This window comes from Candidatus Amarolinea dominans (assembly GCF_016704685.1).
In the GTDB taxonomy this organism is placed as follows: Bacteria; Chloroflexota; Anaerolineae; order SSC4; family Amarolineaceae; genus Amarolinea; species Amarolinea dominans.
Genome location: NZ_JADIZS010000025.1, coordinates 19,173 through 33,307 on the forward strand (window position 1 = coordinate 19,173; position 14,135 = coordinate 33,307).

The 14,135-nt window shown below is 62.6% G+C and carries 9 protein-coding genes, 1 tRNA gene and 1 pseudogene; 4 read left to right on the top strand and 7 right to left on the bottom strand.

What is annotated here, in order from left to right:
* Positions 1-149 precede the first annotated feature (149 nt).
* From IPF85_RS17070 to IPF85_RS17100, 7 genes and pseudogenes are all read right to left on the bottom strand, one after another.
* The gene (locus tag IPF85_RS17070; protein WP_343409334.1) at positions 150-314 is read right to left on the bottom strand and encodes a DNA methyltransferase; all 165 of its coding nucleotides are present in this window, start codon (positions 312-314) and stop codon (positions 150-152) included.
* Between the two features lie 68 nt (positions 315-382).
* Positions 383-712 (bottom strand): hypothetical protein, encoded by a 330-nt coding sequence (locus IPF85_RS17075; protein ID WP_343409274.1) that lies wholly within the window; start codon positions 710-712, stop codon positions 383-385.
* A gap of 148 nt (positions 713-860) precedes the next feature.
* Positions 861-1,265, bottom strand: coding sequence for a Fic family protein (locus IPF85_RS17080; RefSeq protein ID WP_343409275.1), 405 nt, complete (start codon positions 1,263-1,265; stop codon positions 861-863).
* A gap of 503 nt (positions 1,266-1,768) precedes the next feature.
* Positions 1,769-5,534: pseudogene (locus IPF85_RS17085) on the bottom strand (DUF6079 family protein).
* A 31-nt stretch (positions 5,535-5,565) separates the two neighbouring features.
* Positions 5,566-6,042 carry a BREX-3 system P-loop-containing protein BrxF gene (gene brxF, locus IPF85_RS17090; protein WP_343409276.1) on the bottom strand — a complete coding sequence of 159 codons (477 nt, stop codon included), beginning with the start codon at positions 6,040-6,042 and terminating at the stop codon, positions 5,566-5,568.
* Between the two features lie 486 nt (positions 6,043-6,528).
* Positions 6,529-6,729, bottom strand: coding sequence for a hypothetical protein (locus IPF85_RS17095; protein WP_343409277.1), 201 nt, complete (start codon positions 6,727-6,729; stop codon positions 6,529-6,531).
* A 228-nt stretch (positions 6,730-6,957) separates the two neighbouring features.
* Positions 6,958-9,819, bottom strand: coding sequence for an SUMF1/EgtB/PvdO family nonheme iron enzyme (locus IPF85_RS17100; protein WP_343409278.1), 2,862 nt, complete (start codon positions 9,817-9,819; stop codon positions 6,958-6,960).
* A gap of 270 nt (positions 9,820-10,089) precedes the next feature.
* Between IPF85_RS17100 and IPF85_RS17105 the strand changes: the two genes are divergently transcribed.
* The 4 genes from IPF85_RS17105 to IPF85_RS17120 all read left to right on the top strand — a co-directional run bounded on the left by IPF85_RS17105 (position 10,090) and on the right by IPF85_RS17120 (position 14,007).
* Positions 10,090-10,162 (top strand) — tRNA-Thr (locus IPF85_RS17105).
* A gap of 72 nt (positions 10,163-10,234) precedes the next feature.
* Complete coding sequence (locus tag IPF85_RS17110; protein WP_343409279.1) at positions 10,235-11,701, top strand: lipopolysaccharide biosynthesis protein; 1,467 nt, start codon at positions 10,235-10,237, stop codon at positions 11,699-11,701.
* A 42-nt stretch (positions 11,702-11,743) separates the two neighbouring features.
* On the top strand, positions 11,744-12,790 hold the full coding sequence (locus tag IPF85_RS17115) for a glycosyltransferase (protein ID WP_343409280.1): 1,047 nt from the start codon (positions 11,744-11,746) through the stop codon (positions 12,788-12,790).
* Complete coding sequence (locus IPF85_RS17120) at positions 12,784-14,007, top strand: glycosyltransferase (RefSeq protein ID WP_343409281.1); 1,224 nt, start codon at positions 12,784-12,786, stop codon at positions 14,005-14,007. The genes IPF85_RS17115 and IPF85_RS17120 overlap by 7 nt, the downstream gene beginning before the upstream one ends.
* The last annotated feature ends 128 nt before the right edge of the window (positions 14,008-14,135 follow it).

A 14,135-nucleotide genomic window follows, 5' to 3' on the forward strand; every position in this document is an offset into this window, starting at 1 on the left:
ATTCCGACTTCAGCGTATCGATCAGCTTCTTGAATGCGACGGTGGAATACACTGAGGGCCGGAAGTCACCATATCGAGCAGCCACAAATGAAGCGATTGGCGACAGATCACAAAGCACAGTGTGCCGAACACCGATCTTGCTAGTTCGCTCACCTCTCGCATCGAGAACGACTCCGTCTGTTTGCACCTTGAGACCGAGACTCCACGGGTTCCCATCTCGAGCACATCTGGGCAGCCACACCTGTCATTCCAGTCCCAAAGAATCCATCAAAGACCACATTTCCAGGCTCAGTGTAATGGAGGATGTAGCGCATGATGGCCTTGTGCGGCACCTTGGTGTGGTAGGAGTGGGCGTTGTAGATCGGGTCGTTCTTGCCTTCACTCACATCTGCGGCGAACGGTTTGCGCTATACGGCGTGCTCGGATCGTAAGGTTTGCCGTGGAGCTTGATGAAATCCGCGATGAACGGATTGGGACACGCGGTGTAGTACGGCGGGTCGGACAGCGCCAGGATGTCCTCGTCCAAGCCGATGGGAAAACCCTCGATCTTGCGAAACTCCGGATCCTTCAGCCTCTCGCGAAGGATGTTTAGGAAATGCTCTCGTCGCGCGTTGTCGTCGGGGAAAGTCAGACCCAAGCACTCCACAGGTCCCGATGACTTGGGGCTAGGCTCGTCAGGAAACAGCGATGGGCTGTCGTCGCGTTTTTTCATTTTGGTCCTTTTTTCGAGTCAACATGTTCAGTGACCAAGTTAGCGCCCAGAGAGCAGACTTGAGCAGTGCATAAGTTCATCATCTGGCTGACCGATCCCCTTGTACACGGATCTCGTCTGCTTGCTAACCTCTGCTGGTGATGCCAGATTACCACGAAGCTAGGAGCCCAAGGCCAGAGTCGGTCACGACATAGGCCTGTTCCGGGTGATTGGGTTCTTCGGGATGCGTCATACGCACGAGGTTAGCTTGAATCCATGGCTCCAAGTGCTTGCGTCTGAAGAAGGTTCGGTGCGACAGTCCTAATTCCTGCATAAGATCCGCTTGCTTTCGGGGAACTTCGCAAAGCTGGATAATTTTGCGTTGGGTGTCGGTCAGCTTGGTCAGTCTCGGAGTGACCAAGCTGACTGAGGATGAACCAGGTTGATCAGTGACCAAGTCCGCTATCGGGACAGCCCCTTTGTCACTTGAAACGAAGCGGCCTTGGAGATGAGGCGCCAGCCCCCAGTTCCACTCAAACTTGCTGAGTCGGACAATCAGTTCATCCTGGTTCATCTAGTTGCTCCAATATGATCCGGGACCTTCGCCGGCTCCTTGCCCTTGGTGAGCCCGCTTGAGCCGCAAAATGGAGAGAATGTCCGTATTCTGGTAACTGCTCACCCTGCAGGCCGATTTGGACAAGATGAACAGGATGTACAGGATTCTTGCTCTGTGGTGTGCAAAACTATCGGCACGAGAGTTCGAATATCTTGTCAATCCTGTGAATCCTGTCTGAATTCCAGGCAGACCCAGCAGTTACGCATTCTGACTCTGGCCTCGACTCTGGCCTCGACTCTGGCCTCGACTCTGGCCTCGACTCTGGCCTCGACTCTGGCCTCGACTCTGGCCTCGACTCTGGCCTCGACTCTGGCCTCGACTCTAGCCTCGACTCTAGCCTCGACTCTGGCCTCGACTCTGGCCTCGACTCTGGCCTGGCTGCGAGGCCAGAGTCAGGAGTGATCTCGCTCCAAGCCTAACGAACGCGCGGGCGCTCGATCAGTTCTTCTTTGGTCATGCCATTACTCCAACACGATCCGTACTTTTCCAGGCTCCTTGCCCTTGGTAAGTCGGTCCAGGTACTCTTCGAACCGCTTCTTCATCTCCGCCGGGGTAACTGGGGAGCCGCCCGCGAGCAGCGCGGCGCGCAGGTCCGCCGTCTTGACCGAGACCTTCGTGAGTCCGGAGAGCACCTCCTGCATGGCGCCGATGAAGTCGTGGCTCAGGTCCTCCGGCAGGGCACGTTGCTCGATGAAGCCATCTACCAGCCTGCGCGGTTCAGGCCTGAGCAAGGCCAGGTTGCCCACGATGGTTGGGTCTTCCAGATCGGCCAGCAGCGTCTGCGTCCAATTTTCCATCAGGGTATCGAGCTCGCTATCCAGGGCATCGAGCCGCCGCCGCGGGCCACAGCCGGTTCCACGGCCGGTTTGTAGCTGCAGTGCGGGCAAATCGGCGAAGCCTCCATGTCCTGCTCGGTCAGCGCGAAGCAGCTTCTCAGGCCAGCGAGTCGGTTCTGGAAGTCGGCCAGATGTTGGCGTGGCATCAGAGCGATGGTGGACAGCCACTGCAGATCCCGGAGTCGTTCATCACCGGTGAGCTGTGCCTTGCGCTTGTCCTCATTCACGCCGAGGCGCGCCCTGGCATGCAGGCCCAGATACGCGGTCAGATAGGCTTTTTTCAGGTCGCTGAGCCGGCGTTGGGTCTGTTGGCGGAAGGCCGGCGCACCCCGCAGCGTCGGATCGGTGATTTGGGCGAGTACGTCGCCTTGCGCAGCCTTCATGCTGTCGGCCCAGGCGTGATCGCTGGGTAGGACCGCTTCGGCGGTGGAAAGGTAGGCTGCCGGGGCGCCCAGGTCATCCACCAGTCCCTGGAGCGCCTCGAATTCCCTCAACGCCTTCGAGCCTTCTTCATGGCCTTGCACCTCTGGCGCTATGGCGGAAGTTCTTGAGCTTGCCGGGCGCGTCGTAGGCCTGCAGCGATTCGAGGAAGTTCTTGGTGTTGGTTAGTTTGGCCCGCAGCCTCTGCGTCTCATCCTCGGCTAACAGGCTGCGACCCCAGAAGATCAACCCGGTCTGCAGGCTTTGCTGCGCCCGCACCAGCCGCTCCACCGCAGCCGCGATGGCTGACTGCAGTTGCTTGACCGGCTCCTCCTTGCCCTGGGTGACCAGTTGGCCCATGCCTGGCGTAAGTCCTACCAGCTCGAAAAGAGCCTTGAGCGCCGGCAGGTTCCAGTCCTTGGGCCGCTCGATGTGCTTGAACTGCGCCAGTTCATCAACGCCAGTCCCAGCCAGCAACTGCAGCCCCGTGGCATCGAACTTCTTGCCAGGGATGGCCAACACTAACTCACCGGCGTAGACCAACGCAGCAAGCACGACCGCGGTCCACTCTGGTTCGAGGCGCAGCGTCTGCGGGGCCAGGTACTCTACGCTGTAGACGTCCTGGATCAGCTCGGCGCGGTTGACGACCTGGCCTGGCCCTTTCTTCTTCGCGACCTCCAGGAGGTAGTTGGCATACTTCGATCGGTAGGGATCGAGCCGCTCGCCGTCAAGCAACTCCAGCGCGTCGAGCACCGCGACCGCCTGCTTGGTGCGGTTCTGGCCGGCGATCGCGCGCAGGGCATCCTGTGCAGCCTGCGCCCGATTTGCCCCGGTGATGAGCACCGAGAAGAACGGATACTCAGGCGCCTGATCCTGGAAATAGGCGCCAAGACAGATGCCGGCAATCGTGTTCACCAGATCGCGGAAGTTGACGCGTTCGGCAGCGCTCCCGCCGGAAAGCTCGCGGATCGGCCTGCCCTTGGCCCACTCGGTCAGAGGTTTGGTGCGTCCCTGGTAGGTCGCCTCGAAAGCTGTCGTCATGCTCTTCTGCAACCACTGCACAAGCCCGCGCAAGAAGGTGGAGGCTTTCGACTCGTAGGTCGCTTTGGCGTGCCCTGAGGCGGTCGAGGCCAGGTCCAGCGCCGCAGCATAGCCCTTGAGCGCCGTCCGGAACTCATCGTCCATCTTCGCCAGACGTAAGAATAGCTCGTCCGGCTTCTTTTCGTCCTTGAAATGCGGCGCGTCGAAAGGTTGGACGAAGTACAGGTAGAAATCCCGCGGGGGCACCGCGGTGGAGCGCTCGTTGGGCGCACCAAAAAAGAGATACCCCTGCCGCGCCGCTTTGTGCTCGAGCCATTCAAGCTCATGCTGCCAGATCCTGTAGCCAGTGACGTAGGTCTGGTCCGTGCATTCCATGACCCGCTTCAGAGCCTCGTAGTAGTAGCGGTCCAGTTGCGATGAATCGAGACTTTCAGCGCGCTTCTCGATCAAGGCGTCGAAGTCGTCGGTCTTCTTGAGGTCCAGGTAGTACTGGCGGTTATCCGGGTTGGCGGAGATGAACTGTCCGCTGACCGTTCGATGGATCTCGCGCAGTACGGTTTCTACTTGGGAGAGCAGATCGTCGGCAGGCACCCCGCCCAACTCCTCGATGCCGGGCTGGTAGAGACACAGGCCGTCACGCAGTTCCTCTGCCGTCGCACCCAGGGGCGCATAGATGTCGCCGGTGGTGAGCCGGTGGACGGAAAGCGCGTGAATCAGCCGCAATGCCATGGGCCTGTAGGCCGGACGGGTGAAGGCCTGTTGGATACGGGATTCGAGCACCTGGCTGCAATCAATGACCGCCCTGATATCCGGCACTGCACGGAATGATGGATTCTCGCGCAGGGTGGCCCAGTAGCCATCGTAGGCGATCACGCCGGGGCGATCAACCGGGACGTCTTGTCCAAGCAGCCTTTTCATGGCCAGCGACAGGGTCTTGAGCACCTCGCGCTTCTCCACCGCAGTGACCCGCTCGAAGGTGTCAATGTAGTCGGGATGCACTGGAAAGAGACGCACGAACTCATCCATCTGTTCGTTCATGCGGCCGTAGAACTTGGCGAACGGGGTGAGGTACTCCCGAATTTTCACTTGCTGCTCGGCGGTTTTCTTGAGCAGCCGCTCGGCAACTACGAACTTCACATCCTTACGTGCGATGAGGATCTGCTCGAAGCGATCCTTCACCCTGCGAACGCTATCGGCTACGAACGAGAAAGCGCGGGCTGTCGAAGATCGCCTCCTGGACGCCGGCGATGAAACGGAATCGTAGATCCCTGCAGACCTCGCCGATCTCACGCAGGAAGTTGAGGTCGAGGATGAGTTCTTGATCCTTGCGACTGCGCAGATAATCGAGCAGTTCGTCCACCACCAGAAGCAGGCCGTGATCGGGATACTCCTGGTGAAACGCCGCCATCAGTTCCTCGAAGGCGCGTTTATTGTTAGAAACCTTGTCCGCGGGCGGGAAGGAATAGGACACACCCATCGCGGCCAGATGCTCCTCGAGTTCAGCCACAAGGATGTCGCGCAGCGACATGGTGGTGGCGCCAATCTCGGTGCGTACGACCTTGAAGCGGCCGCCGATCTTGCCCGCGGCACTCGCCACGCCCTTGTCGTTCAAGAAAGACGCCAGGTCACCGTTCTCAGCCAGCGCAGAGATCACGGACATCAAGTGCGACTTACCGGTGCCGTAATTGCCGACGACCAGCAGTCCCTTGTTGTCCAGAGGCTGATCGAACTGCAACTGAGGGAACACCCCATTGTCGGTCTGAACCACACGGCCATCTTGTTGCCTGACTATTCCGGTCAGTTTTTCGGCCATCTCCTGGGAGATAACGTAGGTCTGAACAAGCTGCCGGGCGGCCGCGGCCTCGTCGGCGTCGCGCAGTTGAACCACGGACTCGATAGGCTCGAATTGGATCAAGTCTCCGTATTTCATTGCGTCCGCCTCCCTACCCCGATGCTTGTCTTCATGCAATGGCCTCCGGTGTCACGGCCAGGAAATCGCGTGTGGAGTATCGCCTGTACTCAGGGTGATCAGGCGTCGCGTACGCCAGGTATTCATGGTCAATAGAACCATTCCATGCGGCAACTACCGTCTTGTTACGCGCGAGTCCCTGCAATAACCGCAGGGGATCTTGCTTGAGCGCGACATCGAACAACACTTCGATATTATCGAGCAGGTTTACGTCAGCCTGGGCCGCATTGACAATCTCCGCCAGTAAACGGGGCAATTGCAGCACTCGCTGACGTTCCGTCAGGTCGAGCATACGGCGAGACAACTCAAGATTCAAGTTCAGCATTGGCAAGCCGGCGCGGTCACGGACTTCCTGCAAGGCTGTCGTTTTTCCCCTGCCAGCCTGCGCAACAACCAAGACGAGTCGGTAATATAGCCCGCTCGCATGATGTATCTGGCGCATGATGCGGTCAGCCAGAGGTTCTGTCATGTCGCCACTCCTTGTACTTCAGCATGTGGGATTCATGTCCGATAGAAGATTGAGTGAATTATACCGAGATGGCGGTGTTTTCGCAATTTGCTGGACAAGCCGCCCGCCGCCCGCCGCCCGGCGTTGAGACGACGCGGCTTAGCGTACGCGCAGGATGCGGATGGTGGGGCCGGGGCGGCGCCAGGGGTCGGGCTTCAACTCGATGACCAGGGGCAGTTCGCGCCAAAAGCGTTCGTAGTGTGTATCAGACCGTGAATTCGTTCACGGGGTGCATCAGACCGTGAATTCGTTCATGGGTGGGGTTGGCCGGACGGCGTTGGCGCACCGAATGCCCCACTGATACGTCAAACCCGCTCAAGCGGGTTGCGCTGGTGGAAACCGGTCTTGTCAGATTCTGGTGGTTGAGACCGTCAATTCGCTCTCCGCGAGTTTTGCGAATTCAGCCGTCATACCCAACACCAACCTGCTTCAGCAGGTTTCGGTGTATCAGACCGTGAATTCATTCACGGCCTGCGCAAGGGGGGCTGGGTGGCCGTAGAAAAAAATTTCGGCCTTCGGCGGCATCGCATTCGAGCCCTCGTCCCCTCGTTGGCTGACACTGACCTTCTTGTCACCCACATCCTTGCCGCCCCTTCCGACCCGGTTCAGAGTTCCAGAGGCCAGAGGGTCAGAGGCCAGAGTCATCATGGGGACACCACCACCCGAAAACCGTATCGTTGAACCAGTAACTCGGGTAGTGCCCGAAGCGCCGGGCGCACCGAACGTGGGTTCTATTGACATAATACGCCCCTCCTCGCAAGACCCGCGAATCAGAAGACCCCGCCGCCAGGTTCTCGCGCTTGTCCCGCTCTGCGCCGCTCATGGGATACGGATACTTCCCATACAGCGACCGCGTCCATTCCCACACGTTGCCGCTCAGCTCCTCCACCCCGTACACACTCGCGCCGCCCAGGAAACAGCCCACCGCGCTCGTCGTCCCGATCCCGCTCTCGTCGCAGTTTGCCCGGTTGGCGTCTGGATCGTTCCCCCACGGATAACGACGACGGTCCTGCGGATTGACCGCGTCCGCGGCGTTCCCTCGCCGGTCAGCCCCACGGCGGCCGACCGCATCAACTTCTGCGCCGGTATCTCCACCCCGCCCCGCGCCGCCTTCTCCCACTCCGGCTCGTTCGGCAGTTGCACTCTCCACCCCGCCGGTATCTGCCCTGCCAGCCGTTCTTCCAGCCAACGCGTGTACGCCAGCGCCTCGTACCAGCTCACCCCAACGACCGGGTGGTTCGGAAGATTGCGCGGCTCCCCAAGATCGCGCGGCTTCTGACGCGGCTCATCGTCTCGCCAGCCCTTGAACCCGTCCGAATTCCAATACCCGGCCGCCTCAGCCTCGCCCCAGTAACGCGCCTCGCGGTAGCCGCCCGCAGCCGTGAACTCCCCGAACTGCGCATTCGTCACCGGGTAGCGGCCGATCCAGTAGCCGTAGGGCATCTCCAGCTTCTCCTGCGGCTGCTCGTTGTCCTCCGCATCCGGATCGTCCTGGCTCCCCATCCAGAAGGGGCCTGCCGGAACATAGCAGAATTCCATCGCCGCGCTGGTCAGCACTTCCAGCCGCGGGTCGCCCAGCCGCGCCAGGACCACCCCGGCCTCCACGCGCACAGGTGGTTTGACGCGGGCATGATCCCGCATGGTGGCGAGCAGAGCGTTCAACACGGCAGTGTGACAAGTCGCGGTAACGCCGCCGGGCCAGGCATCGGTCACAGCTTCACCGGCCAGAATGACGGCTTCTCCGGGCTGACCAGGCGCCTGGCGTAGCAAAGTATCCAGGACGGCCGTTGCAGCCTCCTCACGCTGCTGCACAATACCCAGGTAGCCGACGGTCAGGCGACTCACCTCGCGCCAGTTGGCGTCGCCCACATGGGCCGCCAGTGCGTCCACCACGGGGCCAATGCCCTGTTGACCGCGCTGCGCAAGCGCGACGCCCGCCAGGTATTCTTGAAAAGTCAAATGAATGAAGCCGTATTCGCCCAGCCCTCGTTCCACAAGAAGCCCGGCATCGCCGCGCACACCGCCCAAGAAATCCTCGGCCTGGTGTTCGGGGTCGGCGGCGCCGCGCTCGGCAAAGAGGCTCGCCAGCCGGCGTTTGACCTCTTCTCGCTTGACCAGGCCCTTACCTTGACTGGTCTCGTGCATCCACAGGGCTAATGGCGCCAACACGCGCAGGGTTTCGATCAGGTCCAGGTCGCGGGTGAGCGGGCGGCCCAGGCTGCGGGCCAGGTTCCAATGCTTGAGCAGGGTTTCGACGTAGCGTTGATACAGTTCCACGCGGCGTTCGGGCAGGGTCACGCCCTGGCGTTTCATGAGTGCAAGGATGGTCAAGAGCAGCGGATTGGCGGCCAGTTGGCGCACGCCGGGGTTGCGGCGCAGGGCGGCCAGCAGCTCGGCTCGTTCACGCGCGGCCTCGGCGACGGCCACGGGGGTGTCGCCGCGCGCCGCGCGCTCGATGGCGCTGGTCCATTTGTCTACGAACTGCTCGATCTCTTCGTCGTCGAAATCCCACAGGGTGCATTCGATCAAACCTTCGATGGTCGCGGTGGAGCGCACTTCGTGATAGCCCACGACGCGGCTGGTCAGCACGAACTTGTTGCCGCGCGCCCGGTAGAAAGCACAGAAGCTCAGCACGCGCTGCAGAACCTGGTGGCGTTGCGCCACGGAACGCACTTCATCCAGGCCATCCAGGAGCACCAGGGCGTGTCCTTCTGTCAGGGCCTGATGAAAGACGGGCGCCAGCGGCAGCTCGACATCCTGGCTGCGATAGTAATCGGGAATGAACTGCTTCAGCGGCAGGTCCTCACGCGTGGCCAGGGCATTGGCATAGGCCGACAGCGGCAACAGCAGCGGCACGTAGCCGGTAAGGCCCAATGCTTCAGCCTGTCCTGCAGCCAGAGCAACCGCCAGGTACTTGAGAAACGTGGTCTTTCCCGCGCCGGGATCGCCCAGGATGATGAGGCCCTGGTGTTTTTGCAGGAGATCGAGCAGCGCCAGTGGGCCGCTCATACGCTCGCCTGTAGCTGCCACTTCTTCGGCGGTGGCGCGGCGGCCGGCCAGACGCAAGGCGCTCGCCCAGGTGTCACCTTCCGGCATCTCGATGCGCGCCTTGAGCGGCACATACATCTCGCTGAGGGGCAGGCGCAAGGCCAGGCGATCGTTGGCGCCCATGCCCTTGAACTCCAGGAAACGGTAGCGGTCCAGCAGATAGCGCAGGTAGCGTGCCGTGGCATCGAGCAGATCGGCCGGCGCCGTTTTCTGCGGCAGCCAGTGCTGCCACAGAGCGTCGGCCGAGGCTCCGGCCAGCACGATCAGGTTATCATCGCCCAACACGGCCAGGCCCGTGAGCTGACCGATGGCGGGCCTGCCGCCGCTGGCAGCGGTGTTCCATGACCCCTGCGCCAGCGCGCCGCTGCCCTCCTGCGCGGCCCGGTAGGTGTCGCCGGGTGGAATCGTCCAGGGCGGCGGCGTAGGCGCATCTTTTGATTCGTCGTCAGCTTCCTGGTCAGAAAAAGGTCTGACCGGCGCCTCGCGCCGCCAGCCGAGACCGCGCAGCAAAACCAGCGCGCCGGCCGCAATCCAGAGCAGCAGCTGCACCAGGTCGGCCAGTCCCTGGATCAGGTCGGTGTTGAGCTGTACGAAGCGGGCCAGGAAAGGCACCCAGCGGCCCGCGGTCAGCGCCAGGCCGGCCAGGATCAGGATCACGAGAAGGGTAATCGCCCAAGATTGCTTACGCATGGTGATGGTTCTCCAGGGTGAGATGCGGCTAACGCCGGCGCAGGTTTACTTTCAGCACGGCCTTGCGCAGGCAATCATACCGCATCTGTAAGCCGCGGTCAATCCCGCGCCCCGGATTATGCCACGAATTGCACGAATGGACACGAATGGAGCCTTCACCCCACGCGTCATTTGGCAAGCGTGCTGGACTTTGGTATAATCGGCCTGTCTGTTGAAACGCTCAGCCCGCAGCATGAAGCTTGGGCGTGAACGGCTCAACGACAGGTCGCTGCCATCCTAGCTCAATCGGTAGAGCAAGCGCTTCGTAAGCGCTAGGTTGTCGGTTCGATTCCGACGGATGGCTCTCGAAAAAGAGCAGGGCCCACACGGCCCTGCTCTTTTTTGTGAAAAGATTTGCGCCGTAGGATTTTTCCGCATGTCATTCGATCGCAAAATCGTATCGGGTATTTTCTGGGTCTTCCTCTCGACGCTGGCCTCCCGCGTCCTTTCGTTTCTGTCCAAGATCATCCTGCTCAAGCTGCTCATCCCGGAAGACTTCGGCATTGCCCAGACCGCGTTCCTGGCCCTGGAATCGCTGCAGCTCCTGCGCGAGTTCGGCTTCAGCTCCGCGCTCATCTACCGCAAGCAGGACATCGCCGAAGCCGCTGATGTCACCTTTTGGATCACCAACCTGACCTCGCTGGTCTACGCGGCCATTGCCTATTTCGGCGCACCCCTCATCGCCGTCTTCTTCAATGACCCGCGCATCACGCCGGTGGTGCAGGTGCTGGCCTTCACCTTGCTCATTCGTTCACCTGGCACCGTCCATTTTGTGCTCCTGGCTAAAGAACTCGACTTCAAGCGCAAAGTCCTGCCCGATGTCATTCCCACCGTCGGTTACGGCATCCTGGCGATCGTCCTCGGCGTGCTCGGTTTCGGCGTGTGGGCGTTGGTCTGGGGCAAAATCCTGGAGGCAATCCTGGGCGTCATCCTGGTCTGGCTGGTGGTGCCCTATCGCCCGGCCTTTCGTTTCAATACACGCATCGCCCGCGAGATGTTCAATTACGGCATGCACCTCGTGGTCAGCCAGATCCTCATCTTCGCCATCACCAATGTGGACGATGCCTTTGTCGGGCGCATGGCCGGCATGGCGGCGCTTGGCGTCTATGGCATCGCCTATCTGCTCTCCAACATTCCCGCCACCCAAATCACCGCGCTGGTCAACCAGGTCATGTTCCCGGCCTTCGCCCGCCTGCAGGATGATCTGCCCTATTTCCGTCTGACCTTCTTCCGCACCGTGCGCTTCGTTTCGCTGCTGTCGGTGCCCGTGGCTATCCTGACCATCTTCTTCGCGGCCGATTTCATTCATGTCCTCGACCCCGTGAAGTGGGGCGACGCGGTCCTGCCGATCCAGCTCCTGGCCGTCTACGGCCTGTGCCGTTCGGTGGCCGCCAACATGGGCAACGTCTTCAAGGGCGGCGGCAAGCCTCAATGGCTGACCTACATCGCGCTCTGGCGGCTCGTCACCATGCTCATCTTCCTGTATCCGGCCGTCTATTACTGGGGGGTGGTGGGGGTCAGCGCGCTGTCGGCTATCGTCGCGGTGGTTGACTGGTTCATCTCCGCCTGGCTGTGCAACAAGGTGATTGGCGCGTCTCTGCGCATGTACGGCCGCCTGCTGCTGCCCGCGCTGGCCTTTGCCATCCTCAGCGCGGCCATCACCTTTGGCCTGCGCACCCTGCTCTTTGGCGAAGCCAGCCTGCTCTCCCTGCTCTTCAGCGGCGCCGTCGCCATGACCCTGTACGCCGGCCTGACCCTGGCCGCGGACAGCGAACTGCGCAGCCTGGCGCAGCGGGGTCTCGTCCAGGCCCAGGGCCTGTGGAACCAACGACGCCCCGCCTGACATGGCTCGTAGTCGCGGCTTCAGCCGCCAATGAGGTAATGCGTGCGCGTCCTGCTCGTCTCGAACGTCCAACTCAACCCCTACGTGCGTCTGCTGGCTGACGGTCTGCGGGCGCAGGGGGCCGACGCGGCCCTGGTCAGCGGCCTCTCCCCGCTCGGCCTGCTGGCCCAGCGTCGCCGCGGGCTGGATGTCATTCACCTGCATTGGCTCGAACTGCTCTACGCCGCGCCGCGGCCCTGGCTCAGCGCCTGGCGCCTGTTCATCCTGCTGCTCACCCTGGCCCTGGCCCGGCTGTGGGGCGTGACCGTCGTCTACACGGTACACAACCTGGCGCACCACGAGCGCCGCGCCCCACGGCTCAACGCCTGGGGCAATCGCACCCTCTTTCGCCTGGTCAGCGCCCTGCACGCGCACGACGCGGTCAGCGCGCAGGCCCTGGCGCCCTGGGCCGCCAAGGTCTACAGCGCCCCGCACGGCAGCTACCTCGGCGCCTATCCTGACACCGTCACCCGGCCGCAGGCGCGTGAACGCCTGGGCCTGAGCGACGCCGGCCCCGTCTATCTCTTCCTCGGCGGCGTGCGCCCGTACAAAGGCCTGGAACTGCTGCTCGACGCCTTCCGCACGCTGGATGATCCGCAGGCGCGACTGCTCGTGGCCGGTCATGCCCATCAGCCCGCCTATGCCGCAGCCATCGCCGACCTGGCCGGCCGCGACCCGCGCGTGCGCTTGCTCTTGCGCCATGTGCCTGATGACGAACTGCAGGTCCTCTTTCACGCCAGCGATGCCTGCATCCTGCCTTACCGGGCCGTCACCACCTCTGGCGCCGCCCTGCTCGCCCTCTCCTTTGGCTGTCCCATCGTCGCGCCGCGCCTGGGGCCATTCCCCGAACTAGCCGCGGACGGCCGCGGCATCCTGTTCCAGCCGGAGAACGCGGCCGATCTGGCGCAGGCCCTGCGCACCGTGCGCCAACTCGACCAGGCGACGGCGCAGGCCGCCTGTCTCACCTACGCGCAGACGCTGGCCTGGCCCGTGGTGGCGCAAATGCACCTGGCTGCCTATCAGAAAGCCCGGCGAGGTGCGCCATGCTGAGCGACCAGACCTTCGTTTGTCTGACGCCGGAGCGCTGGAACGGGCTGTGGCGCAATCGTCATCAGTTGCTCACGCGCTTTGCCCGCCACAACCGCGTGCTGTGGGTGGAGCCGCGGCCCTATCTGAGCGAAGCCCTGCATAGCATGCGTGCGCGGCGCTTGGAGGCGGATCACACCCTGGCCTGGCCGCGGCCGCAGCACGTGCAGGACGGCCTGTTCGTCTACCGCGACCCCCTCTGGCTGCCGTTGAGCGGCCGGCCGCCCCTGCGCCAGATCACCGCCTGGGGCCGCGGCCTTGCCCTGCGCGCCGCGGTGCGTCAAATCGGCGGCGGGCAGGCGCCCATCCTCTGGCTCTTCCGGCCCGACCAGGGCGATGTCATCGGGCAGTGCGGCGAGCAGATGGTCATCTACCACGCGGTGGATGAGTATGCAGCCTACGAAATGGAGTTCCAGGCCGATCAGGCCGCCAATCGCCCCGGCCGCGTGCAGGCGCTGGAGCAGATCATCCTGCGCCGCGCGGACCTGGTGCTGGTCACGTCCGCGCCCTTGCTGGCGGCCAAGCAGGCCTGGCAGCCCAACACGCACCTGGTGCCCAACGGCGTGGATTTCGCCGAATTTGCCGCCGCGCTGGCGCATCCGCAGGAACCGGCCGCGCTGGCGGCCGTGCCCCATCCTCGCCTGGGCTTCGTGGGCGCCATCAACGAAAAGGTGGACCTGCGCCTGCTCAGCGCGCTGGCCGCCGCCAACCGCGCCTGGCAGATCGTGTTGGTCGGCCCGGTGACGTTGCGCTACAATCTGGATGATCTGGCTGAGCTGCGTGCTCAGCCCAACGTGCATTTCGTTGGCGCGCTGCCGGTGACGCAGGTGCCTCATGCCATCGCCGCGTGCGATGTCTGCCTGATGCCGTACCGGATCAACGCGTGGACGCACCACATCAGCCCCCTCAAGCTGTACGAATATCTCGCCATCGGCCGGCCCATCGTCAGCACTGCCATCCCCGCGGTGGCGGACATGGCCCCGCTGGTCGGCATGGCGCCTGACGCAGCGGCTTTCCCCGGCCAGGTCGAGCTGGCCCTGCGCCAGGCCCCTGATGAAGCCGCGGCCGCGGCCCGGCGTCAGTTTGCAGCCGGGCAAACCTGGGATGCCCGCGTCGAGCGCATCTCCGATCTGATCGTGGCAACCCTGACCGGACGGCCGGTCAATGAAAAGGGCGATTGAAACCGCGCCTGATGGGCGCACCCTGCAGGCCGATTTGGACGGAGCCAATCTTGCTCTGTGGGTGCAACTATGGCACGAGTTCGAATATCCTGTCAATCCTGTGAATCCTAATGCTCACCCTCGGGGGG